Raw genomic sequence first — 25335 nt, forward strand, 5'->3', positions numbered from 1 at the left:
TAATGGATGAATTACAGTCCAAAACGGTATTGTAAACTTCCCAATACTTGTGTACGAGTCCCCAAGAAACCGCACTCTGCACGAAACATTACATGTTTACTGAATTGATACTGCGACCCAATAATAAAGTTCCACATGTCTTTTGGTCTTTTTTGAAGGGAATATTGAACAGATGAATCTGAGGCTGTGCTCAATGCCCCGTCTAGAGTTGCAAGGAATGTTCCTGCTCTTTCTAGAGCTCTGTCGGCAGTATTATGTTTGGCTACATTAACTGGATTTTTTTGTTCAGCCGGAGTTAAACCATCCCACCATGCATCTACTTTGGTCTGATTGTCAGAAACTTTTTGAAGTCCGCTGTCCACTTTAGCCTGAGCGCTGCTGAGATCAATAAAATCAGATAAAGGCAAATCTCCATTTGTATCTCCAGAAATATGAACTCTAAAACCTCCAACCCAAACTGCTATATTGGTGTCTGGTTTATTGAATTTAAATGTTTTTCCTAATCTCGGACCAAAAACATAGGAAAAAGCAGGTTTATCTAGGGAACTAATATCAGTCCAGGCCATGTTCATATCCAGAGCCAGCCAGCCACCGCCAATACCAATTGTTGGTGTCATACCTATACCAAAAGTAGTAGCGTCAAAATTTGCTTTGGTGCTAAAATTGGCAACTTCAGACCAATTGTTATCTGCATCTGGTACCCAAATACCAGCATTAATTTTAGTTGCCGTTTTGGCTTTTCCAAAAATTCCATAAATATTTAAAAAAGGAAGCAGCCAGATATCAGGTCTAATAGTTAGCGCACCAGCTTCAACCGTTGATTTATCAAATCGTACAATTTCGTCTAAGTTATATTGAGGGCCATGATTAAAACCAATGTTTAAATCATTAATGACAATTTCAGATTCCTGCCAAAAATAATTAACAGAAACACCTGCAGAGTAGGGAAGTTTGTATCCTTTTTGAGCTACTTTCTCACCCCAGATCGGTAAAGCGTACGGATATTTTTCGACTTTAAGACTGTCTTTTAATTCTTCATTTTTTTTCCCTACAATTTTGTCGGTATAAACCTGCCCGAAAATTTGCATGCTAAATAGTAATAAAAAGGCTGATATTAGTGTATTACATTTCATTGATTTAAGTGTTTTAATGTTAAATTAATTAAACTGCGAAAAATAAATATGTACTAATGCTATTGTGAGAATCTTTTTATTGGTATGCTAAATTGGCTTTATTGTAATTAAAGATTAAGGCTTGATAATGTGTTAATTAATGTTAAAGTTAAGGAAATTTTCTTACCACCGACAAAAAATGATAAGAAAATGATAAAAGGCATTAAAATAATTTTTGTAACATTTTTCAGTATTTTTATTCTAGGAATTAGCACCGTCAAATACCAATTAAAAAATAAATTGTATTTTTACAGCTGTGAAATGGATAACAATCATATTATCAATTTACCTTTTGGCATTGTCTAATATGCCCTGTGCCGATATGGAAGTAAACAGTGCTATGCATAAAACAGCTCAGTTTGCGTCAGAAGACAATCATTCGCATGACAAAGACAATGATTTATGTTCTCCATTTTGTGTCTGCAACTGCTGTGGTGCACAGGTTTTAAGTTACCATTCTAGTGTAAGTTTTGAGTTTCCTAAAGCTTGCAATCAAATTTCAATTGTATTACCAAGTTACAGTTCTGTTTTTATTTCCAATTTCTACGGAAGTATTTGGCAGCCCCCTCAAATAGCATAATGATTAGGCCTGTTCGATAAAAATCGAAAACGGGCGAGAGAGTTGTGGACTTTCCACACGTTTACAGACAATTTAATTGTCTAATTTCTCACGTCATTATATATTCAAATGTTAGATAAAATCATTCAATTTAGTATACGAAACAAATTCGTCATACTATTATTTACCCTTGTACTTATTGCTTGGGGAAGCTATTCGCTTAAAAAATTACCGCTCGATGCCTTGCCCGATGTAACCAACAATCAGGTTCAGATTATTACGACTGCACCAACATTGGCGAGTCAAGAAGTCGAGCAATTAATTACGTATCCTTTAGAAAGAGCTGTAAAGACAGTTCCAAATGTGATCGAACTTCGCAGTATTTCTCGTTTCGGACTATCTGTTGTAACCGTTGTTTTTGAAGAGGATGTTGATATATACTGGGCTCGTGAACAGATATTCCAGCGCTTAAAACAAGCCGAAGAAAACATTCCAGATTATGTAAATTCTCCAGAATTAGCGCCAATCTCAACAGGTTTAGGAGAAATTTATCAATATGATGTATATGCCAAAAAAGGGTATGAAAACAAATACAGCGCGATTGAACTGAGAACAATTCAAGATTGGATCATTATTCCGCAATTGCAGGGAGTTCGAGGTGTTGCTGAAATTAGCACTTGGGGCGGAAAACTCAAACAATTTGAAATTGCTGTAAATCCTAATATGCTAAATAGTCTTGGAGTTACCATTACCGAAATTTTTGATGCTTTGGAAAAAAACAATCAAAATACAGGTGGAGCTTATATCGAAAAAGATCAATACACGTATTTTATTCGCGGTGTCGGAATGGCAAAAGGCGTAAAAGACCTCGAAAATGTGGTAGTCAAAAACCGAAACGGTTCGCCTGTTTTGGTTCGAAATGTAGCTCAGGTTCGTGAAGGTATTGCGCTACGTTACGGAGCATCAACCAAAGATGGCAAAGGAGAAATTGTTTCGGGATTGGTTTTGATGTTAAAAGGCGAAAACTCCAGCGCTGTTGTTGAACGAGTTCACGAAAAAATGGCTCAGATTAATAAAAGCCTTCCCGAAGGAGTTGTTGCCGAAGCTTTTATTGATAGAGGAAAACTGGTAGACAATTCTATAAAAACTGTTGCAAAGAATTTATTAGAAGGAGCTTTAATCGTAATTTTTGTTCTGATTTTGTTCTTAGGAAATCTTCGTGCGGGATTGATTGTCGCTTCTGTGATTCCGCTGGCGATGCTGTTTGCTGTTATTTTAATGAATGCCTTTGGCGTAAGTGGAAACTTAATGAGTCTTGGTGCGATAGATTTCGGAATCATTGTCGATGGAGCCGTAATTATTGTAGAAGCCACGATGCATCATCTGCAGCAATTCAAAAACAAAAAAGAACTAACGCAGGAAGAAATGGACGAAGAAGTCTATAATTCGGCTTCAAAAATCAGGAACAGTGCTGCTTTTGGAGAAATCATTATTCTGATAGTATATCTGCCAATTCTGGCTTTAATTGGAACCGAAGGAAAAATGTTTAAACCAATGGCCATGACAGTTGGTTTTGCCATTATTGGAGCTTTTATTCTTTCGCTGACGTATATCCCAATGATGAGTGCTTTGTTTCTTTCGAAAAAAACAGAACATAAAGAAAACTTCAGCGACCGTATGATTGCTTGGCTAGAAAGCCGTTATACGCCATTATTGAAAAAAGCTTTAGAATTTAAAAAAGTAGTTCTTTCTATTGCTGTCGGATTATTTGCTTTTGCTTTTATTGTTTTCCAAAACATGGGTGGCGAATTTATTCCAACAATCGAGGAAGGCGATTTAGCTATCAATGCTACCATTATGACGGGAAGTTCGCTGACGCAAATGGTTGAAACGACGACTAAATATGAACAGATTCTAAAAGCTAAATTCCCAGAAATCAAGACTATTGTGACTAAAATAGGAAGTGGTGAAATTCCAACCGATCCAATGCCTATTGAAAGCGGGGATTTGATTATTGTTTTAAAAGACAAAAAAGAATGGAAAGGCAAATACCGTAATTGGGAAGAACTAGCGAATGCCATGAAAGAAGAAATGGAAATTATTCCAGGGGCTAATATCGAAATCTCTCAGCCGATTCAGATGCGTTTTAATGAATTAATGACGGGAAGCCGTTCTGATATCGCCATCAAGATTTTTGGTGACGATTTGGAAATCCTAGATGCCAAAGCGACAGAATTGATTTCGAAAATAAAAGGAATCGACGGAATCGGAGATTTAAAAGCCGATAAAGTTACAGGATTGCCACAGATTACCATCAAATACGATTACGATAAAATTGCGCTTTACGGACTAAATATTTCAGATATCAACCAGATTATCCGTTCGTCTTTTGCGGGAGAAGTGGCTGGAAAGATTTATGACGAAAGCAAGAGGTTTGATGTTGTGGTGAGAATGGACGAAAGCAATCGTGCAGACATTACCGATGTGAGTAATTTGTTTATTCCGCTTCCTAGCGGACAGCAAGTTCCTCTTTCTCAGGTTGCTTCTGTAGAGTACGAACAAGGTCCTGTACAGGTTATCCGCGAAGACGGAAAACGAAGAATTACCGTTGGATTAAATGTTCGTGGACGAGATATCAAAAGTGTTGTCGAAGAAATTCAGGCAAAACTGGATAAAAGCTTTAAGCTTCCCGCAGGTTATTATGTGACGTATGGCGGACAATTTGAGAATTTAGTTGAAGCTTCGAAAAGACTTTCTGTAGCCTTGCCAATTGCTTTAGGACTGATTTTGGTCTTGCTGTATTTTACTTTTAAAAGTGCCAAACAAGCGCTGCTAATTTTTAGTGCGATTCCGTTATCGGCTATTGGAGGTGTTTTTGCGCTGTCGCTGAGAGGAATGCCGTTTAGTATTTCTGCCGGAATTGGTTTTATCGCCTTATTCGGAATTGCAGTTTTAAACGGAATTGTACTGATTTCGTATTTCAACCAATTAAAAACAGAAGGTATTTCAGATCCGTTTCAGAGAATCCTGATCGGAACCAAAACACGTTTGCGTCCTGTTTTAATGACTGCAGCTGTAGCTTCATTAGGATTTTTGCCAATGGCTTTATCCACAAGCGGCGGGGCAGAAGTCCAGAAGCCTCTAGCAACCGTAGTAATTGGTGGATTAATCTCTGCAACTTTGTTAACGTTGATCGTTTTACCGATTTTGTATTTATTGTTGGAGCGTGGGTTTAACCGCAGAGATAATTAGTAAATGAGAAAATTGGATAATTAGATAATTTACTGCTGAATGTAAAAAAGATTTTTCACGCAGATCTAACAGATTAAAGCAGATTAAGTTTTGATTATAATTGATAATCTGCGCTATCAGCTTAAATCTTTTTAAATCTGCGTGAAACAAAAATTATAAAAATGAAAAATTCAATATATAAAACACAGTATATAACCTTTGCGAACTTTGCGAAAAAAACCTTGCGAGCTTTGCGGTTAATTGCGTTTCTATTGGCTGCCTTGCCTTCACAAGCACAGCAAACCATAAGTCTAGAAAAAGCAATAGAACTAGCTAAATCAAACAACATCGACTTAAAAATCGCTGACAAAGAAATCGAAAAACAAACCGTTCTCAAAAAAGCAGCATTTCAGCCAGATCCACTTCAGGTGCAGTATCAAGGCGGTCAGTTTAACAGTGCCGATTATGATCATAATGTTTCGGTACAGCAGTTTTTTCCGTTAGGAAATATAACAAAAGCCAACCGACAATTGCAGGAAGAATTGGCAAAACTGGCAGAGAAAAGAAAAGCTTTGTCTTCGTATGAAATTGAAAAAGCGGTGACATTGGCGTATTATCAATATTTGTATGGTGTTTCCATCCAGAAACTAAATTCAGAATTGAATGCTATTTACACCAAGTTCTTAAAGAACGCCGAACTGCGTTTTAAAACAGGAGAAAGCGGGAACATCGAAGTGATTAGTGCCAAAGCCAAAGTAAAAGAAATTGAGACACAAAAAGCACAGTTAGAATATGACTTGGCAATTTATCAGAAGCAATTGCAGTTTTTTATTCAGACAGACGAAAATATTGTTCCCGATTCAAAGACGGCTTTGCAATACACTTTTATAGAAAATCAGGAAAACACAAAAGCAGAAACGCTGATGACCGATTTTTATCAGCAGCAGATTTCGGTTTACCAAAAAGAAGCGGGAACGTTTAAAGCACTGCGAACACCAAAAGTTGGATTAGGCTATTTTGCACAAACCATTAATACCGAATCGCTGTTTCAGGGTTTTACAGCAGGATTACAGATTCCGTTATTTGGCGGTGTGAATACGACCAAAGCCAAAGCGGCCGAAATCAGTATTTCGCAGTCGCAAATGGCTTTAGATAAAAACAAAATGATTTTGAATCTGCAGAAAGAAGAGTTGCAGAATAACTTCAAAAAACAGCAGAAAAACTTAGCTTATTTCCAAAATGAAGGGCTGCATTATGCCGATCAGATTATTGAAACGGCGCAAAAAAGTTATGCCAACGGCGATATGAGTTACTGGTCGTATATCAGCTTTTTAAATCAGGCCATTGATATTAAAAAACAATTTGCAGAGGCAACGCACAGCTACAATCAGAGCGCTATCGAACTTCAATTTCCAACTATTAAAAACAATTAATCATGAAAAATATACTGAATTATTTAACCGCAAAGAGCGCAAAGATTTTAACGCAAAGTTCGCAAAGTTTAATTTCCTTGCGTGCCTTGCTCCCGATAGCTATCGGGATTGCGTGCCTTGCGGTTACTTTAGCAAGTTGTAACGAAAAGAAAGCGGAAGAAGCTCAGGAAGAAGAAAAAGAAACGACAGAAGTGGCTTTGACGGAATCACAATACAAAACGGTAGGAATTGAAACTGGAATTGTAGAAGATCGAAATCTTAACAAAGTCATCAAAGCAAATGGTTACACAACAGTTCCTCCGCAAAATTCTGCTGAGGTTTCGACTTTAATTGGCGGAACAGTAAAAGATATTTTTGTTTTAGAAGGAACTTATGTAAACAAAGGGAAAGTTCTAGCAACGATTCAGAATTTGGAAGTTATAGAAATGCAGGAAGATTATCAGTCGGCCGTTGCGAATGTTGAATTCTTGCAGTTAGAGTATAATCGTCAGAAAACATTGAGTGAGGAAAATGTGAATCCGAGAAAGACTTTTCAGGAAGTAAAAGCCAAATTAGCAGCCGAAAGAGCTCGTGCTCAAGCAGCAAAAAACAAGTTGGATGCTTTACATGTCAATACAAAAGGAGCGACATCGGTCGTGCCGATTGTTTCGCCAATAAATGGTTTTGTTGGAAAAATCAATATTGCCAAAGGTGCTTTTGCGAATACAGGAGTTTCGCTTTTTGAAGTGGTAGACAACAGTCAGATGCATTTGGATCTGAATGTATATGAAAAAGATTTGGGTTCGATTTCTGTTGGTCAGGTAATTGATTTTGTGTTAACGAATCAGTCGAATAAATCGATTAAAGGAAAGATTTTCGGAATCAATAAGTCTTTTTCTAACGAAAGTAAAACGGTTGCCGTACATGCCAGAATTGATCCCGCTGATGCCAAAGGTTTGATTCCGGGAATGTACGTTTCTGCGAATATTAATATTACCAATGCAACTGTTCCAGCGCTTCCAAAAGATGCAGTAGTTAGAAATGCTGATAAGTATTTTGTTTTTGTTCAGGAAGAAGGTCATGCAGAAGAAAAACACGAACACAAAGCAGGCGAAAAAGAAGAAGCACACGAAGAAGAAATTCATTTTAAAGCTGTAGAAGTTATTCCAGGCACAACCGATTTAGGTTTTACAGAAGTAAAATTCGTTGATAAGATTGATTCTCAATCAAAGATTGTTACAAAAGGCGCATTTTATCTGCTTTCTGCAATGAAGGGAGGCGGGGAGCATTCGCATTAGTTTTTTTTAAAAGATGCTAAGTAGCTAAGATACTAAGGGACTAAGTTTTTTTGTTGGATTGGAATTTGCTCGCAAAGGCGCCAAGTCGCAAAGTTTTTTACATGGAGAATAAACGTATTATTTGTCATTTCGACGAAAGAGAAATCTCCACAAGTAGCTCCGTTCCTAGAATTCAATCTTTGTGGAGTTTCTAGCGGAGATTTCTCTTTCGTCGAAATGACATAAAGTGAGAAAAAAAAACTTTGCGTCTTGGCGTCTTCGCGAGATTAACTAAAATCGACTTTAAAAAAACTTTGTGCCTTAGCGTCTTCGTGGCAACAAACTTTACCACAAAATGCTTAATTTTAGGACATTATTTAAACAATAACTTCAGGCATTAAAAACGTGAAACTTTAAACCTGAAACTTGAAACTCAAAAAATGATACATCAAGATAAAGAAGTAAAAAATAAAAAAAATAAAGTCAAACCTTCTTGCTGCTGCTCTCATGACGAACCTGTGCAGACTGATAATGATGGGCACAATCACGAAGGACATGATCATGAACACAATGCAAACGGAAGTCTTTTTCAGTTGTTTCTGCCATCAATTATATCTTTTATTTTACTGCTAATCGGAATTGGTTTTGATAACTATTTTCCGCAAGAATGGTTTACAGGATATGTTAGAATTGTCTGGTATGCAATTGCGTATCTTCCAGTCGGACTTCCGGTTTTGAAAGAAGCTTACGAAAGCATTGTAAAAGGAGATGTTTTCTCAGAGTTTTTTCTGATGTGTATCGCGACAATCGGAGCTTTTGCCATTGGAGAATATCCAGAAGGTGTTGCTGTTATGCTATTTTACACTATTGGAGAAACCTTTCAAGGAATGGCGGTTAGTAGAGCAAAATCGAGTATTAAAAGTCTGCTCGATCAACGTCCAGATGAGGTGCATATTTTAGAAAACAATGTTGCAGTAAAAGTCAAAGCCAAAGACGTTCAGATTGGAGCGATTATTCAGCTTAAAGCGGGCGAAAAATTAGGTTTGGATGGCGTGTTGTTATCCGATTCCGCTTCGTTTAATACAGCCGCTTTGACGGGAGAAAGTAAACCAGACACTAAAAAGAAAGGCGATACCGTTTTGGCTGGAATGTTAAACGGAAGCACTATTGTCGAAGTAAAAGTAACAACAGCTTACAATGACAGTAAATTGTCTAAAATTCTAGAGTTGGTACAAAATGCCACAACCAAAAAAGCACCTGCCGAATTGTTCATCAGGAAGTTTGCTAAAATCTATACACCAATTGTAGTGTATCTGGCCATTGCGATTTGTCTTTTGCCAATGCTTTTTGTAGACCATTATATCTTTAGTGATTGGCTGTATAGAGCTTTGGTTTTCTTAGTTATTTCGTGCCCTTGCGCTTTGGTTATCAGTATTCCGCTGGGTTATTTTGGCGGAATCGGTGCTGCAAGTAAAAACGGAATCCTGTTTAAAGGCAGTAATTTCCTTGATAGTATTTCCACAATTCAGCATGTCGTAGTTGACAAAACGGGAACGATGACCGAAGGTGTTTTTAAAGTGCAAGAAGTTATTATAAAATCCGAATTGGATAAAGACGAAATTTTAAAACTCGTTAATGCTTTAGAAAACAGAAGTACACATCCTGTAGCAACAGCCATTCATAATCATGTGGGACCAGTTGATTCTTCGGTAGAATTAAAAGAAATTGAAGAAATTTCAGGCCACGGATTAAAAGCAACTTACAACGGAAAAGAATTGCTTGTAGGGAATTTTAAGCTTTTGGATAAATATTCCATTTCTTATGACATTGATCCGTCTTCAATAGTTTATACCACAATTGCAATTGCTTATGAAAGTAAATTTGCAGGTTATCTGACTATTGCAGATGAAATTAAAGAAGATGCGAAAGAAACGGTTTCTAAACTAAAATCTTTAGGCGTAAAGCTGACTATGTTAAGCGGAGATAAATCGAATGTCGTTCAATTCGTAGCAGATAAGCTTGGAATTATGAAAGCTTTTGGTGATTTGCTTCCAGAAGATAAAGTGAATAAGGTTAACGAAATTAAGGCCCAAAACGAAACGATTGCTTTTGTGGGCGATGGAGTAAACGATGCGCCTGTAATTGCTTTAAGCACGGTCGGGATTGCAATGGGAGGGTTAGGAAGCGATGCTGCCATAGAAACTGCCGATGTCGTAATTCAGGACGATAAACCAAGTAAAATTGCAATGGCAATCAATATAGGAAAACAGACTAAAAAGATTGTCTGGCAGAATATTACACTTGCTTTTGTGGTTAAGGCTTTTGTTTTAATTCTTGGCGCGGGTGGACTTGCCACAATGTGGGAAGCTGTTTTTGCAGATGTTGGTGTGGCGTTATTAGCGATATTGAATGCGGTTCGGATTCAGAGAATGAAATTTTAAAATATAAAAGCCCAATTCATACGAATTGGGCTTTTTGCTTATTTCTTTAAATGTTTTTGCTCTTGAATTTCCCCATTGCCAAAAGACCAGTTTTCATGACCATTATTTTCCAGTAAAATAATAATTATGTTGTTGATTAGGATTTCAGTTGAAACCGCAATTTTCGAAGCAATTTGGTGATATAGTTTTTTCTTTTGTTCTAAAGTCCTTCCTTGTCCCGCAGTTATTTGTACATAAACTATTTCTTCACAATGTGAAATTCCTAAATAACTTTTAGGATATTTTATCTGATGTGTTTCTAGTTCTTCAATTACATGAAAATAATCATCTACAGGAATATTAAATTCTTCAATTAAAGACTGATGAATAGCTTCAGAAATAGTATTTTTTGTTTCAAGCGAAAGTTTTTTTGGAAGACTTATTCTAACAAATGGCATTTTGATTCATTTTAAAGTTGCATAAAAATACAGAATTTAGAATTGTCAGATTATTAAAACTTCAATTCAATTATGTTTTCATTATTCTCTAAAGTTATTTTTACCGGATTACTTTCAGAAGGAATCTGAGTTGGATACCAATTTCTAGTCGGTTGAACTAGAATCAATAAACCGTCATGATCACCAATTGCAGCAAATTTATCGGTATTTGTATTTTGAGAAAAGAAATGCAATCCGTGTTCTTCAATTAATTGATTTCCTAATTGCAACGGATTTTCTGTAACAATTCCGATTTCGCTTATATTTAAAATAGAGGCAGAGTTGAATTCACCAACTTGTTCATTATTAAGATCATGTCTAGCAATGAATTCGAGTAAATTTCCGTTGTGATCAAAGAAATAAATAGAATGCGCATTCCAATTTTCGAAATTAGTAACGACGCTTTTATCTTCCAAAACAATTAAATCCACTTTGTCGTTGCACCATTGAATGGCTTCTTCAAGCTGATTTTCAGGAATATTAAAAGCAAAGTGATAGATGGAATTAAAATCTGGATCTTCTACAAATTTTAAAATAGAAGTTCCAGCCTGAAATGTGATCGATTTTTGGTCATTTTCCAGAATAAAAAGCCCAAAAAGGTTCTGGTAAAATGCTTTCGTTTTTTGAATATCGTTTGTTTTGATTTGTATTTGATCTATTCTCATGACAATAATTTTTATAAAAGAAAAAGCTTCTTTTGAGTGACAAACAAATTTAAAAAATGCCAATGTTATTGAGCATGTGGCGTTATTTTATGCATCAATGGAAGTATAGTAATTTACTATTTTAATTTTAAATAATAATAAAAAAAGTCCGTAACAAATCAATAATTACGGACTTTATTATTTCTAAAAACTGAGATTAAGCCATGTCTATTAATCCTCTTTGTACAAAATAGTGATTGTCATTTTTTACCAGATAAAATTGGGCTGCAAATCCAGAGGGCTCATCCATATAAGTTACGCTTACATCAAAATATCTTGATTTATCGTTTTCTTCAGCCCAAATAAAATCATCTAGAATTCCGAGGTTATTTAGCCATTCTAGGTTATTAAACCATTCTCTTCCTTCAAAAGATTCGTCTTCTGCAATTTCGTGAATCAAGTAATGATCGCGCCAAATTACATGTATAGATTCTTCCCAATCATCATAAACGTGATCTACAATATTTTTGGCATTATCTAATTCGCCTTTCTTTAAATAAGCGAAAAATTCTTCTACTAAATTCTGAACTTCTTGTTCAGTTGGTTTTTCTTTCCAGATTTTGAGAGAGCTCATAATGTTGTTTGGATTAAGTTTTTAAATGGGACTATTCTAAAATTTTTCTCGTTAAATGTATGGAAATTTATATTGCAATTTTTTGAAAATAATGAATTAAAAAAGAAGTTTTTTATATTTATGAATCAAAATAAAAGCCCATTTCTCTTATGAAATGGGCTTAATAGATTTGCAAATACTTGGGGCAAAATACAAATCAATTAACTAACTTATTTAGGCATTTCGGGAATCATAATTCTTCGGGTTGGCGTGCTTAAAGTTTCAATAAAAGCCAGTAAATCACCCATTTCTTCTTTGCTTAAATTCAATTTTCTAAGCATTGGATCTGATTTTGGAATGAGAGAATCTCGGGCTGTTCCTAGATATTTTTTTTGAACAGGTGACGGATTTCCTAAATTGTACAATTCTACAACATCCAATAAAGTTGGAAAATGTCCGTGATGCATCCAAGGTTTTGTGTTTACGACTTCACGGAGCGTTGGCGTTCTAAATTTGCCGATATCTTTTACATCTTTCGTCACATTATAGCGTCCGAAATCTTCATTTTTTGTTCCAAATAAAGTTTGACCGTCGTTATGAAACTCATTATCGCTGAAATAAGGGGTATTATGGCAATTGATGCATTGTGCTTTGGTTCTAAACAAATGCATTCCTTTTACCTGCTGATCGTTATAAATGTCTGATTTTCCACTTACAAACTGGTCAAATTTACTTTTCGGACTATTGATAGATCTTTCGAAAGTGGCAATCGCATATTGAATTCTCTCTAAAGTTACTTTTTTATCTCCAAAAGCATCTGTAAATAACGCATTGTAACCTTTTATCTTGGCTATTTTATCAACGGCAATTGTTAGTTTTTCATTCATTTCTAAAGGATCCTGAACAGGAAATTGCGCTTGATCTTCTAGGCTAGAAGCTCGTCCGTCCCAGAATAGAGAGGTTGCGTATGCCGAGTTTAAAATCGTCATCGAATTTCGTTTTCCAGTTTGACGATCGTGACCAAAAGAGCGCGTTAAATTGTCTGTCCAGCCCAATTCTGGATTGTGGCACGAGGCACAGGCAATTTGTCCGCTTCGCGATAATCTCGGATCAAAAAACAAAATCTTGCCCAAACTTTCTTTTTCCTTCGAATACGGATTGTAGGCAGGATACGGAACGGATGGCAAAACGCCAATATCCTGAAATTTAGATTTATCTACATTTTCATGTAATTCTGCAGCGGGCCATTTTGAAGAATCTCCGCTAGAATACAATTTTCGTAATTCCTGAATATCCGTATAATCAGGACCTTCGGCTGTTTTATAAGCCGATAATCCAAGCAGGAATAGGAGAGGGAAGATTAGTTTTTTCAATTTTTGTTTTTTTTTGTTTTTTGTTTCAGGTTTCAAGTTTCAAGTTCTGTTGCAACGTGAAACTTGAAACTTGAAACCATTTTTATATTAAAGAGCAACTTCTTTAGGACATGGAATGCTCAAAGCCGCAGGTTTTGGATACGTCCTGTTATTGTACATTCTGTATTGTGTCGAAACTGTTCCTCCAAACAGTTTGTCGTTTGTCAGTTTTAATTCAAATGAAATTTCATATAAACCGTTGCTGATTTCTTTGTATGTTCCTTCTCCTGAAATGGCAATGCTATTCGTGTTTGTTGCGCTAGATCCGATTGTAATATCTTGCGGAATCACGAGAACAGTTCCTTCCGTTTTGCTGTTTCCGTTGGCTGGGAAAAACTCCAAAGCAGAAGTAATATTAAATCCTGGCGAAATAGCAGCAGAGTTACTTTCGTTAGAAAACCATCTTTTTAAACCAAAAGAATTCACCGTATTGGTTCCGCTTGAGACGTTAAATCCAATTTTGAAAGCATCGTGATAAATATCATCATTAGGATTTGTAGTTCCCTTATCGCTGTATAAAATAGCATTTGGATCGTCTTTTGTTACTACAACTGGAAAAGTCAAAGCGTTGAAAGTCATCCATGCACAGTTTCCATTGTTGTTAAACCAATGTTCGCCGTATGTTAGATAAAACGCATTGGTCGGATCTGTAAATTTCGAAGCTGGATAGGCATTAACATCTCTTGGCGTTTTTATTGGTTTTACAATAGTTAAGTTGATGTTTCCAGTTGCGGTATAGTTTGGAATATTTACAAGCGTTAATTTAGACTCGTATCGAACATCATCATTTTGAAGATCTTCTAAAAGAGTTAAATGATAGGTTACAGAAGTTCTATTATCGCCATAATCATCATGAGTTAAGGAATATTCGAATCCGTTTTGGAATTTAAAAATAGACGCATTTTCAATTTCCTCAGGGAAAAAACCATTCGGATAATTGACTATAAAATCGATTTTTTCGCCTACTTCTCCTTTTATATTGTATTGCGTTACCGGAAAGGTGTAATTGGTTGCAATAGTTCCTAAATCAATTTTGAAAGTAGTGTTTGGATATTCTGTATTCAGGTTTCCAATATGAATATCAGGATCAGAAACCGTTTCTAATTTTAATGTAATATTCTGGCTTTGAGTCCATCTTTTATCAAACGAGACATAAATTGTATCTGTTAATTTGCTGCCTTGAAAAGAAAGCTGATTGACAGGATTTACACTAAAACTGTCGCTTGCACCATTTGTTTCGGCACTAAAATTTGCTGTAACAGTTCCTTTCAATTCGCGTGTTGTTAAAGCTACAGGAACTTTTAAGGTCTTTACAGATTTGTTTTCATAAGTAGACTGCGGAACTAAATTTCCGTTTACGGTTGGGTATTCTAAAGGTGTGTTGTCACTTTTTACTAAAAAATTAAATCGTAAAAAAGGATCAATGTCTGAGCCTAATTTGTAATCATCTTTAGAACATGAAATATATAATAGCGCTGTAAATAGTATACTGAATATCTTAATACGAGTCATTTTGCTGCAAGTTTGGGTTAAGATTAGTGTTGAATGTTGGTATTGGCAGTACGTATTTTAAAGACGGATAAGTAAGACTGCAAACTGTAGCAATACAGCCATCATTTCTGGAAACATCTTTGTGCATTCTGGCAATATCAAAGAATAGGAAACCTTCAAAGCATAATTCTTTTCTTCGTTCTAAAAAGATATTTTCTTTAAGATTGTTTGTACTGGTCAATAGAGATGCATTGGCGCGGGCACGAATGATGTTAATGTCTGCCATTGCTAAATCGGCTCTATTGGTTTCTAGCGCTGCTTCGGCACGAATCAAATACATTTCGCTAAGCCTAGAAGCTACATAACCTGCATTGTTCTGGAATTTTTTGGTAAAATTGTAATTAAGATTGGTCTGAACGCCACTTACTATTGTAAAAAGCGATTTTGTTAAGAACAATTGTTTTCTTAAATCTGTGCTTTCGTAAAGATCAACTAAATCATTTGAAGCAGTATATTTTTCAAAATTTGTATCTGTAGTATAGCCAAAAGTCTGAGTCATTGAGGAAGAAACATTTCCTTCCGTGTCTTTTGGAATAGAAAATTCCAACAAAATTTCAGATATCGGAAGATCTGGTTTTTCCCATTCTGCAATTAAAGTTTCTTTGCTGGTTAGTACAACGCCAGAATTGGCAATTACATCATTTGCCATGTCGTAAGCATTGGCCCAATCTCCTTTTTGAAGATAAACTCTTGCCAATAATGCTTTTGTATTTTTTCTGTTAAAGAAAGAATAAGCAGGACCAGAAAGGAGTGAAGCGTCTGAATAACTATCGATAGCCGTTTGTAAATCATTTATAATTAAAGTATACGTCTCGGCAGCCGTTTTTCTGGCAGGATATTGTATGCCAGATTTGATAGATTCTGTGCTGTAGATAATTCCTAAATGCGATGCATCTGGAGTATATTTATAATCTTGGCTGTAAACAAGAGATAAAAGAAAATGCGCGTAGGCTCTTATTGCCAAAGCTTCTGCTTTTATTTGGTTTTTCTCTGCCTCAGTGGCGTCGGTTAGGGCAGGAGTAAATTCTAAAATTAAATTTGCCTGATTGATTATATCATAACTGCTATCATAAAATGATTTGAAATTACTGGTTAGCGCTACATCTTCAAAAGAATAAACTTGCTGCAGATTTATTGCTGGAGAAATTTGACCTCTAGAGCCTCCCGTTGCAACTGGTGCAAATTTTATATTACCGCCCTGCAAATCAGCATAAGCAGCGTAGCGATCAGGTCTTACATTGGCTTCTACTTCGGTGTAAAGTCCTGTAAGCGCCTGTAAAACTCCTGTTTTGTTCTGTAAAAGTTCGTCTATAGAAGTTTGTGTTCCAGGTTCTTGTTCTAAAAAGTCACTACAGCTTTGTAATGAAAGCATTAGAAAAAATATAGATAAGTATTTTGAATATTTCATTTTCTTAAAATTTAGCATTTACTCCAAGCGAAATTGTTCTTGCCTGCGGATAGATATAACTATACTCTCGAACTCCGTTCATTTCTTTCGGACTTTTTTCTTTGTACCAATACGCCACATTTGTAGCATCGGCAAAAACAGAAAGAGCATCCAGAAAAGTGTTTTTCAGCGGCACATTATAACTTAAATTAACATTACTGATTCTAATGTAAGTTGCATCATAAACATACTTGCTTAAGTTGTTTAGAATTGGCGAAAGCGTTACAGCTGACTGAGAAACATTATCGCCTGGATTTCTCCAATAATCGTATGCATTTACAGAAAGATTTCGGTTTGTTGTTACATTATATTGATCTATAAGCACGCTTGATGCCAACAATTCACCACCAATTTGATAATCTCCTCTAACAGACAGCGTAAGGTTGTTGTAGAAAGTAAAAGTATTATAAAAACCTCCGTAAGCATCTGCTTGCTTGTCTCCAATTGGCTCCCAATCGGCAACAGTATGGAGTTCATTATAGGTTTTTGCATCGTAAACTTGACCATTTTTTTGCACAAGATCTCTTCCTGTTGCAGGATCTACACCAACCCATTTTATTCCCCATAATGTTGTAGTGCTGTAACCAATTTTTTGCGCCAATGCAATATTTGCTTCAGAATAATCGCTTCCTAGGCCTTTTAAGTCGGTTACTTTGCTGTCTATTGTAGAAATATTGAATGCTGTTGTCCATTTAAAAGCATCGCTTTTTATCCATTTAATTCTTGTAGTAAGCTCAAAACCTTTATTGTACATACTGGCAGCATTTAATTGTACTGAACTATAACCATTTTCTGTCGGGATATCGCGAGCAGTAATTAAATTGCTTTTGTTGTCATAATAGTATTCTAATGTCAATTCGATTCTTTTGAAAATATTAAAATCAAATCCTGCATTGAATTTTGTGTTTTTTTCCCAGCTTAACCTTCCATTTGGAGCAGAACCTGTAGTTGCTCCAATAGAACCATTGTATCCGTTTTGGCTGATATTATACAAACCTTTTGATCGGTACGAACCAATTTTAGAATTTCCTGTTGTACCATAACTCGCTTTTAATTTCAAGAAATCAATCCAAGAATTAGAGCTTAAAAAGTTTTCATTGCTAATAATCCAACCAGCACCCAAACCTCCATTATGAGCCACATCGGTATCGTCTCCAAAAACAGAACTCTGATCACGACGGTAATTTGCCAACAAGAAATAGCGTTTTTTATAGTTGTAATTTACCTGCGAGAATAAAGAAACTCTCGAATTGTAACTGATTTCATTTTTGTAAGTCTGACCATCTTTAGATTCATCTTGAGGTGTGTTTGGATTATCATCTCTTATCGCATCTGTAACAGCATTAATACGGTTTGGCTCTAAAAATCCAACACCAGATTGGTAGTTGAAATTTGTTTTGTCTTCAGCCAATTCAAAACCAACAACACCATCAATTTCATTGTTTTCATTCAGTTGTTTATTGAACAAAGCTTGGCCTTGCCAGTTCCATTTGTTCGAATTTCTTTCGTTTAAAAGACGACGACCCCAAGCGGCATAAGTAGTTCCGTCCAAAATAAAAGTTCCGTTAAACTGGCCGCTTTCATTTGCTGCAGAAAAATAACGATCTTGTTCTTTATCGGTATAATCCATACCAAAAAGAGTAGAAAAACGAATATTTTTATTGAGTTTATAAGATAAATTGATACTTCCTAAAAGACCAAAAGTCTGTGCTTCATTTTTGTTCTGTTCAATTGCTGCCAACGGATTTCCTCTCGTAGCACCGCTCAAACCTAAATTAGCATACGATCCGTCTGCGTTATAAACAGGAAGAGTAGGAAGGTAGGCAAAACTATAAAAAATGTTAGGCGCATCTTTTTGTACAAAACTCGGATTCAGCATTAAATTGATATCCCATTTGCCAGAACTATAGCCTAAATTAATTCCCGCATTTAATTGCTTAGACTCATTTCCAACCTGTGGTTCGTCAATTTTGGTGTAACTAATGTTAGTTCGGTACGAAAATTTAGAAGTAGAACCCGAAACATTGAAATTGTATTTGTTATAAATTCCAGCTCGGTTTAGAATGTTAAACCAATCTGTATTTACTCCATTATAAGCAACAGGAACATAGCCAGTTGTGGTGTTTTTCATGAACTCATTTCGAAGTTCTGTGTATTGTTCTCCGTTTAAATATTTAATTTGATTAATGGCAGAAGAAACTCCTAACTGGTTTGAAAAACCAAATTGCGTTTTACCTTTTTTACCCTTTTTAGTTGTAATTAAAATTACTCCATTTGCACCATCGGCACCATAAATACCTACAGCTGCGGCATCTTTTAAAACCGAAATGGTTTCAATATTTTCTGGAGCAATTTTCATTAAAGGATTAGCGATGTTTTCAGAAAAATCGCCGCTTCCGTTAAACAAACTGCTGTCAATGGCATATTCTTCACTCATTACAACACCATCAATAATAATAAGCGGTTGCGAAGAAGTTCCAGTAATTGCCCCGCTTAAAGAAGATAATGTGCCTTGACCACGAATATTAATTTTTATAGGGCCACCTATACCAGAAGTATTTTCTACCATAACTCCAGCAATTTGTCCCGTGATCATTTTATCAAAACTCTCAGAAGCTTGCTCAACGGCAATATCTTTTGCTTGTAAAGTCGAAATACTTCCAACAATTTCTTCTTTTAGCTTTGTAGTGCCATAAGACGAAGTAATCACAACAGGATTTAGTTCATCTGTCGCTTCTTGAAGATAAAAAACAAAAACTTTTTTGTCGTCTGCTTTTTGAGATTGAGTTTCCATTCCTAAAAAACCGGCTTCAAGAACCAGATTTGAAATCGAGTTTCCTTTTAGCTGATAGACAAACTTTCCGTTAAAATCGGTAATAGCGCCCATTCCAGTTCCTTTTATGCGAATAGAAGCACCAGGAAGCGGTTGTCTGTCTTTCGCGCTATAAACCGTTCCGCTAATCATTCTTGAAGTTTCCTGAACTGCCGAATTTGAAGTTTCAGGAACCGAAGGAGTCAATAAAACCTGCTTTTTCTGAATGTAAAAAGCAATGTCTTTATCTTTTAATAGCTGCGTTAAAACCGTTTCTAGAGAAGCATTATTAACATCTATATCGGCTAACTGATCGGTATCTATTTTTTTTGCATTATAAATGATTCTAAAATCACTTTGCTCTTCAATAGATTTGATAATTAGGCTTATAGGTTTCTTTTTTACATGTAATGTTATGAGTTTATTCTGAGAAAATCCTTTAAATCCAGATATGAGAATGGCTAAGAAAAACAGAATTTTTCTTAAAACGGGTTGTATCGTAAATGTCATGTTTTTTTATTTATCGCGGATTGGTGATTGTAATGGTTTTTTGTTGAATAGAATAATTAAATGGCGTGTCACGTTTTAGCAGTTCTAAAATGTTCTCGACACTAGATTCGCTAATTTTAATCGTACCGGTAAAATTCTGTCTGGCCAAATCAGAATTTTCGTTGATAATTTCAACATCATAAGTACGCTGAATAATTTTAGCGATTGTAGAAAATGGGGTGTCTTTAAAAGCAAGTTCGCCTTTTGTCCAGGCAGCATAAAAGGTTGGATCTACTTCTTTTAAGACCAGTTTTTTGGAATTATTTTGCCATGTAGCCATTTGGTTGGGCTCCAGCAAAATAGCATTAGAAGGATTAAGGGCTTCAGACATTCGAATACTTCCTTCAATTAATGTACTATTAACTGTAGGGTTTTCGGGATAAGCGCTCACATTAAATGTTGTCCCGAGAACTTCAATGTCTGCCTGATTAGCATGAACAATAAACGGATGCATTTTGTCTTTGGCAACTTCAAAAAATGCTTCACCAGTTAGGTACACATTTCTGTTTCCGTTTAAGCCAAATTGCTCCGGATAGCGCAAAGAGGTTCCAGAATTTAAACTCACAACAGTACCATCTGAAAGTTTAAGTTTGAAACGTTTTCCGTACGGAATAGAAAGCGTATTATAAATCACTTTGTGATCCTGAACTTTGCCAAAGTAAATAATCTCCGTCGGAAATTTTTTAGCAATCAAATCGCCTTTGTCATTTAAAATAGTGGTCTGAGTTTTTCCAGAGAAATACTCCAGACGGCCGTCGCCTAATTCTAGAACAATTTCTTTTGGAGTTTCAGATTTACTGTTAAACAAATAAATAGTGGTTCCTAAACCCAAAAACAATAAAAAAATCGCAGCATATTCTAAATACGTTCTGATTTTGTTTTTTGGCTGCATTTGGATTACCGAAACAGTCTCAATAGATAAGTCTGAAGAAAGTGTGGTTAATGCCCAAATTTTCTTAGCCTTTATAAATTGTGTTTTGTTTTCTTCTGATGCTTCAATCCAATCAAAAAGTGCCTGAACTTCTTGTTCTGAAGCTTCATTAGAAAGGTATTTATTTAGTATTTCCGATGTCATATATGCTTTTTAAAACTTCTCGCCATTATAAGTACACCTCAGAATTAAAATACCCTACCCTTTATTCTTAATTATTATAAATAAGGATAAAAATTAAGAACAAATAATCAGATAATCTCGTCTTTAAAATCTTCAAAGCCTTTGTCATATGGGCTTCTACGGCTTTTAAGGAAACTCCTAGCTCTTCGGCGATTTCTGCATTTTTTTTATTCTCAAAGCGTTTTTTAATAAAAACTTCTCTGGTTTTTGGAGGCAGATCGCTGATAGATTCCTGAATTATGCGTTCTAATTCGGTTAATTCTAAAGTATCAAACTGAATCGAATTTAAAACTTCAATATCCAATTCTCTTTCTTTGTGGTTTAAGAGGTCATTTTTGAATTTATCCTTCACTTTATTATGACGGATTAAATTCAAGCATTTTGATTTGGCATAAGTAAATAAGAAAGCTTGAATCCCGTTTACAGATTCTATTTCTTCTCTACTTTGCCATAGGTGTAGTAAGGATTCCTGAGCAAGATTTTCAGCTTCGTCTTGATCGTAAATAAATTGAACGCTGAAAGATTGGATTCTCCTAAAGTATTTATCGTAAAAAAACTTGAATGCAGTTTCGTCGCCTTCCTTAAAGGAATGGAAAAGATCTAGTTCTAAACTGGCATTATTATTCATTAAACGAAATTTACTTTGGGTGAAGCAATATTAAGTAAATTTTAAAAACTACTCAATTTTGTTCAGAAAGCGGCAAATATAAAAGTTTATTTATATTAATTCTAAATAAAATTCAAATAAACTGCTTTCCTGAAAAAATTATTCAGAATAGGTTTAGTATTGCTGTTTTTTTAACCGCAAAGCACGCAAAGTTTTTTTGTTTAGGACTCTTATAAAAACGCAAAGTCCGCAAAGCTTTGTCTAAAAACTTTGCGGACTTTGCGGACTTTGCGTAACTCTTCGCGCTCTTTGCGGTTAAATAATTTTGCGGTTAATTAAGTATCAAATCTATATTTTGAGATAACCTTTCGGCTAATTCGGGTGTAGTATTGTTATTTAAAACCCACGGAACCAGTTTTCCCTTGTTTATGATTTCGTTTTTAGAATAAACTAAACTGAAATATTCCTGTAATTCATTGTAATCTACTGGTATTGGACCATGTTTTTTATTTTCGGTGATTTCTTCAAAATAATATGTTGACTGCAGTAAGGAAGGATATTTTTCTAATAAAAAATCATTCAAGGTATAAGAAGGACCCGCTTTATACAAATCATCTTTGAGTATTCCGGTAATTTTTATATTGCCTATGTTTTGTTTTAAATCTTTGTAAGCTTCTTTGGTAGTAGAGAAATCAGATTGAAGTAGCTTGTCTTTTTGTGATAACTGCCTAACAACCGAAAGTCTCACATAATCGCCGTTTATTTCAATTACCTTAAAAATAAAATATTTGTGTTCCATGCTTTGACTCCCGTTAGAGCCGCTTTGTTTACTAAAGATAAAACTTCCCAATTGCAATTTATGCTCAGGGCTGTTAATTGCTTTTTTCCATTGATAAGAATCATAAACTAATTTTTTGAAAGCATATAAAATGAATACCAAGACAACACCAGCGATAAATAATTTTTTCATTAAATGGAAATTTCATTAAAAGTACTACTTTTTAACCGCAAGCAAAGGTTTTTCACTTTGTATCCTTATAAAAAACGCAAAGTCCGCAAAGCTTTACCTAAAAACTTTGCGAACCTTGCGTAAACATTCGCGAACTTTGCGGTTAAATAACTTCGAGGTTAAATAATAACTTTACGTTTAAAATTCCTCCATCCAAAACCAATCAAAAGTAGATTGAAAAGCAATAAAGGTAAAATCGTTTTCATAAAACTCGTTTCAGAGTTGTCTTTAAACGTTTCTACTTTAAAATCTTCCCATTTTTGTTGATTTACAGGCGCATTGTCGAATATTTTTGGGTAAAAATGCAGACGTAGTTTTTCGTGGAATTTAGTTGTTTCTTTTAAAAACAAAAGCTGATTGCGTAAATCTGATTTTGCAATTTCGTTTAACTGAATCTGTGTATGAAGCGTTGGAATAAACAGCGCTATTAATTCGCTGGCATGGTTTCGCTGCTCTAATTTCGATTCTAATTCTTTGGACTGAATTGCCGATTCGTCGTCGCCCATTTGCTGCATCGCATAATACCAAAGCCAACTAAATTCTGTATCAGGAAGTGCATATTTTTTAAACTGCGGATAATGTTTGTAGAATTTATCTACCGTTTCCTGTTTATCCATATCCCACTTTTCGTGATACGCATTTCGTTGGGTGAGGGTTAACTCTAAAGCTTCGGGAACTTTATATTTGTTGATAATATAAGTATTGATTGCGGCTGGAAGAATGATTATGAGAAACAGCCAGATGGTTAACAGAATTACAGCATTGAAGTTAGAATTTTTCTGCAGTGATACAATGAAAAAACAAACCGCAAACCAAAATAAAATGTACAAAATAGAAAGTCCGTAAAACACAAAGAAGGATTGATCCAACGGAATCTGTAAAAAGACAACCGCTGCCAACAAAATCAAAGTTAAGAGTGCCGTTAAACTTAAAATTCTAACATAGAATAGTTTCAGGATATAAAAAAAAGTATTCGGACTTTGTACGGCAACAATCTTCCAAGTTCCTGATTCTTTTTCTTCAGAAATAATATTGTATGAAAAAGCAATAATCAAAAGCGGAAACAGGTACAAAAGAACAAAACTAAAATCAATATTTCCAGACAGTAAATTACTGGGATTATTGAGTTCCGAATCGTATTTCTGGCCTTCTAAACCACGAATTGTAACATTTTGAATAGACGGATTAACATCTCGCTGCCCGATAGCCAAACTGTTAATTGGCAAAGTATTGTTGACCAATGAAAACTTGATGTAGTAGAGCAGGAGTCCAATTTCATCTTTATGGAAAGCGGCATTTCTGGCGATATGTTCTTTTTGATAAACTGCCGCTTCAGCAATATTATTTTGTTGTTTTTCCTGAAATTGATGTCCGATTAAAAGGCTTATAAAACCAATGATTAATAAAAAAAGTAATCCAATTTTGGTACCTTTTGATCGTATAAAATTTTTAAATAAGAGTACTAGCATATTAGATGGCTTTTAGATTTTTAGCAGCAATTCTGATTAAAACAAACAATAGAATTATCCATAAAAGAATAGATACAATAGAAACGATTTCGGTTTTTAAAACTTCGCTAATGCTTTTAGGCTCATAATGAAATTCTTCAAGATCTGCCCAGTGTTCTTTGCCAATTATTAGCGGTTTATCATTTGGGCCAGGTTTTTTATTGCTGATGTATTTAACTTGCAGCGCATTCATTTTCTTCGCCATTTCGTAACGGTATTTCTCCGCTTGTTTCTGAAAATCGATGTAAGAATCGTAATCGGTATTCGATAATCCCATCGATAAATTTTTCATAGCGATATACGGATTCAGAAAAGAAACGGCTTTAGAAAAGCTGTTTTGTTGGGCATAAACCTTCAACAAATCTTCTAAATGGCTGTTGTAGATATTCGAGCTGATTCGCTCACCTTCGGTCATAATAAACCCCGAATAATTAAAAGGAAGTTTTTGTACCGAATCGACTTTGTAAACTCGTAACAAAGAATCTTTTATTGCCTTATAATGCAAATCGTTTGGATTGTGGCTGTCACCTTCTTTTAAAATATCTTTTTCGATATTGCTGGTAAACTGAATTTTAGATGGCGCTTCATACAAATAAGCTCCAATAGCTTGTGTTGTTCTTGGCAAGATAATCGTTAAAATCAGCCAGATTCCAATTAAAGAAACCAATGCTTTTTTTGAAGTTTTGCTTGACGCTGATACCAAAACGGCAACAACGCAAAAGAACATTAGATAAACAAAATGAAATAGAATAAACAGCAACATTTTGATCGTCTCATCTGCCGAAATTGAAAAATCCTGAAGCATGAGCCAGATTAAAACCAATACCACAATGGTTGGAACAAAAAGAAGCATAACAACGCTAGCAACACCAAGGATTTTGCCCCATAGAAGCTGTTTCCAATCAATTCCTTGGCTTAAAAGTATTTTTAGAGTTCCGTTTTCTCTTTCGTAAGCAACAGCATTAAATCCGATAAAAAAGATTAATAAAGGCAGTAAAACTTGCAAAACCATAGCAATGCTGATCTCGCCAAAACGAAGCATGCTGTTTGAAAATCCTGCCTCAGAGAAATTAGCCGTATTTTGTTTATGAGCTTCTAAGAAAATCGCATTTCCAAAAAAAGGTTCCATTCCAAATTCAAAAACGCTTAAAGAAGTGCTTTTTCTAAAGGCAAAATTGCCGTAATGCGCCATTCTATGCGGATTTTTGTCTGGGTTTTTCAACCAGTCTTCGCGAGATTCATGCTGATATTTTTCACTGGTTTCGTTTTGGCTTTTGTAATTGTCCCAGCCCGAAAAAGCAGCGAATAAAAGTAATGCGCCAATAAAAAAGGTAATGATATAAAGTGCCGGATTTTTAAAAACAGAATTTTTAAAATGCCTGGCTATAAGGAGTTCTGTATGTAATAATTTCATATTAATTAAAATTTATCTGTTGAGTGAATGGTTTAAACACATAGAAACATAGATTTTTTTCTAAAAGAAGGTAATGGAAAGAAACTA

At 35.2% G+C, this 25335-nt stretch carries 18 protein-coding genes; 5 read left to right on the plus strand and 13 right to left on the minus strand.

The genetic code is table 11. The features are described from left to right. Positions 1-11: 11 nt before the first annotated feature. A complete protein-coding gene (locus tag QLQ95_RS19005) occupies positions 12-1133 on the minus strand; it encodes a hypothetical protein (protein ID WP_482501135.1) in 1122 nt (373 codons plus the stop codon). Between the two features lie 295 nt (positions 1134-1428). Between QLQ95_RS19005 and QLQ95_RS19010 the strand changes: the two genes are divergently transcribed. The 5 genes from QLQ95_RS19010 (at position 1429) to QLQ95_RS19030 (ending at position 10092) form a co-directional block, all read left to right on the plus strand. Beyond that, positions 1429-1752 (plus strand): DUF6660 family protein, encoded by a 324-nt coding sequence (locus QLQ95_RS19010; RefSeq protein ID WP_482501137.1) that lies wholly within the window; start codon positions 1429-1431, stop codon positions 1750-1752. Positions 1753-1860: 108 nt separating this feature from the next. Beyond that, the gene (locus QLQ95_RS19015; protein ID WP_482501139.1) at positions 1861-4983 is read left to right on the plus strand and encodes an efflux RND transporter permease subunit; all 3123 of its coding nucleotides are present in this window, start codon (positions 1861-1863) and stop codon (positions 4981-4983) included. 161 nt (positions 4984-5144) lie between these two features. After that, positions 5145-6395: a TolC family protein gene (locus tag QLQ95_RS19020; RefSeq protein WP_482501141.1), complete on the plus strand. Its 1251-nt coding sequence runs from the start codon at positions 5145-5147 to the stop codon at positions 6393-6395. A 2-nt stretch (positions 6396-6397) separates the two neighbouring features. Then, positions 6398-7672: an efflux RND transporter periplasmic adaptor subunit gene (locus QLQ95_RS19025; protein ID WP_482501143.1), complete on the plus strand. Its 1275-nt coding sequence runs from the start codon at positions 6398-6400 to the stop codon at positions 7670-7672. A gap of 419 nt (positions 7673-8091) precedes the next feature. After that, complete coding sequence (locus QLQ95_RS19030; RefSeq protein ID WP_482501145.1) at positions 8092-10092, plus strand: heavy metal translocating P-type ATPase; 2001 nt, start codon at positions 8092-8094, stop codon at positions 10090-10092. A gap of 38 nt (positions 10093-10130) precedes the next feature. Here the strand turns inward: QLQ95_RS19030 and QLQ95_RS19035 are convergent, their stop codons facing one another. The 12 genes from QLQ95_RS19035 to QLQ95_RS19090 form a co-directional block, all read right to left on the minus strand. Continuing rightward, the gene (locus QLQ95_RS19035) at positions 10131-10529 is read right to left on the minus strand and encodes a tautomerase family protein (RefSeq protein ID WP_482501147.1); all 399 of its coding nucleotides are present in this window, start codon (positions 10527-10529) and stop codon (positions 10131-10133) included. 53 nt (positions 10530-10582) lie between these two features. Continuing rightward, positions 10583-11233 carry a VOC family protein gene (locus QLQ95_RS19040; protein ID WP_482501148.1) on the minus strand — a complete coding sequence of 217 codons (651 nt, stop codon included), beginning with the start codon at positions 11231-11233 and terminating at the stop codon, positions 10583-10585. A 196-nt stretch (positions 11234-11429) separates the two neighbouring features. Further along, on the minus strand, positions 11430-11846 hold the full coding sequence (locus tag QLQ95_RS19045; RefSeq protein WP_095927587.1) for a hypothetical protein: 417 nt from the start codon (positions 11844-11846) through the stop codon (positions 11430-11432). A 209-nt stretch (positions 11847-12055) separates the two neighbouring features. Then, on the minus strand, positions 12056-13198 hold the full coding sequence (locus tag QLQ95_RS19050) for a cytochrome-c peroxidase (RefSeq protein WP_482501150.1): 1143 nt from the start codon (positions 13196-13198) through the stop codon (positions 12056-12058). A gap of 87 nt (positions 13199-13285) precedes the next feature. After that, positions 13286-14749: a hypothetical protein gene (locus QLQ95_RS19055; RefSeq protein WP_482501152.1), complete on the minus strand. Its 1464-nt coding sequence runs from the start codon at positions 14747-14749 to the stop codon at positions 13286-13288. Next, complete coding sequence (locus QLQ95_RS19060; protein ID WP_253251738.1) at positions 14736-16196, minus strand: RagB/SusD family nutrient uptake outer membrane protein; 1461 nt, start codon at positions 16194-16196, stop codon at positions 14736-14738. Before QLQ95_RS19060 ends, QLQ95_RS19055 begins: the two co-directional genes overlap by 14 nt. 4 nt (positions 16197-16200) lie before the next feature. Next, on the minus strand, positions 16201-19557 hold the full coding sequence (locus QLQ95_RS19065) for a SusC/RagA family TonB-linked outer membrane protein (protein WP_482501154.1): 3357 nt from the start codon (positions 19555-19557) through the stop codon (positions 16201-16203). A 10-nt stretch (positions 19558-19567) separates the two neighbouring features. Beyond that, positions 19568-20671 carry a FecR family protein gene (locus tag QLQ95_RS19070; RefSeq protein ID WP_482501156.1) on the minus strand — a complete coding sequence of 368 codons (1104 nt, stop codon included), beginning with the start codon at positions 20669-20671 and terminating at the stop codon, positions 19568-19570. A gap of 67 nt (positions 20672-20738) precedes the next feature. After that, entirely contained in the window at positions 20739-21338 is a 600-nt protein-coding gene (locus QLQ95_RS19075; protein ID WP_482501158.1) for an RNA polymerase sigma-70 factor, read from the minus strand. Positions 21339-21648: 310 nt separating this feature from the next. After that, positions 21649-22287 (minus strand): hypothetical protein, encoded by a 639-nt coding sequence (locus tag QLQ95_RS19080; protein WP_482501159.1) that lies wholly within the window; start codon positions 22285-22287, stop codon positions 21649-21651. Between the two features lie 158 nt (positions 22288-22445). Further along, positions 22446-23795, minus strand: a complete 1350-nt coding sequence (locus QLQ95_RS19085; RefSeq protein ID WP_482501161.1) for a DUF3526 domain-containing protein — start codon at positions 23793-23795, stop codon at positions 22446-22448. Position 23796: 1 nt separating this feature from the next. Continuing rightward, positions 23797-25248, minus strand: coding sequence for an ABC transporter permease (locus tag QLQ95_RS19090; RefSeq protein ID WP_482501163.1), 1452 nt, complete (start codon positions 25246-25248; stop codon positions 23797-23799). Positions 25249-25335 lie beyond the last annotated feature (87 nt).

This window comes from Flavobacterium sp. B330r, assembly GCF_056824325.1.

Excerpts from the sequence above, each read along its gene's own strand:
- QLQ95_RS19030 (WP_482501145.1), top strand. The coding sequence starts at position 8,092 with ATGATACATCAAGATAAAGAAGTAAAAAATAAAAAAAATAAAGTCAAA.
- QLQ95_RS19065 (WP_482501154.1), bottom strand. The coding sequence starts at position 19,557 with ATGACATTTACGATACAACCCGTTTTAAGAAAAATTCTGTTTTTCTTA.
- QLQ95_RS19085 (WP_482501161.1), bottom strand. The coding sequence starts at position 23,795 with ATGCTAGTACTCTTATTTAAAAATTTTATACGATCAAAAGGTACCAAA.
- QLQ95_RS19015 (WP_482501139.1), top strand. The coding sequence starts at position 1,861 with ATGTTAGATAAAATCATTCAATTTAGTATACGAAACAAATTCGTCATA.
- QLQ95_RS19075 (WP_482501158.1), bottom strand. The coding sequence starts at position 21,338 with ATGAATAATAATGCCAGTTTAGAACTAGATCTTTTCCATTCCTTTAAG.
- QLQ95_RS19060 (WP_253251738.1), bottom strand. The coding sequence starts at position 16,196 with ATGAAATATTCAAAATACTTATCTATATTTTTTCTAATGCTTTCATTA.
- QLQ95_RS19035 (WP_482501147.1), bottom strand. The coding sequence starts at position 10,529 with ATGCCATTTGTTAGAATAAGTCTTCCAAAAAAACTTTCGCTTGAAACA.
- QLQ95_RS19070 (WP_482501156.1), bottom strand. The coding sequence starts at position 20,671 with ATGACATCGGAAATACTAAATAAATACCTTTCTAATGAAGCTTCAGAA.
- QLQ95_RS19055 (WP_482501152.1), bottom strand. The coding sequence starts at position 14,749 with ATGACTCGTATTAAGATATTCAGTATACTATTTACAGCGCTATTATAT.
- QLQ95_RS19040 (WP_482501148.1), bottom strand. The coding sequence starts at position 11,233 with ATGAGAATAGATCAAATACAAATCAAAACAAACGATATTCAAAAAACG.
- QLQ95_RS19080 (WP_482501159.1), bottom strand. The coding sequence starts at position 22,287 with ATGAAAAAATTATTTATCGCTGGTGTTGTCTTGGTATTCATTTTATAT.
- QLQ95_RS19005 (WP_482501135.1), bottom strand. The coding sequence starts at position 1,133 with ATGAAATGTAATACACTAATATCAGCCTTTTTATTACTATTTAGCATG.
- QLQ95_RS19025 (WP_482501143.1), top strand. The coding sequence starts at position 6,398 with ATGAAAAATATACTGAATTATTTAACCGCAAAGAGCGCAAAGATTTTA.
- QLQ95_RS19020 (WP_482501141.1), top strand. The coding sequence starts at position 5,145 with ATGAAAAATTCAATATATAAAACACAGTATATAACCTTTGCGAACTTT.
- QLQ95_RS19045 (WP_095927587.1), bottom strand. The coding sequence starts at position 11,846 with ATGAGCTCTCTCAAAATCTGGAAAGAAAAACCAACTGAACAAGAAGTT.
- QLQ95_RS19090 (WP_482501163.1), bottom strand. The coding sequence starts at position 25,248 with ATGAAATTATTACATACAGAACTCCTTATAGCCAGGCATTTTAAAAAT.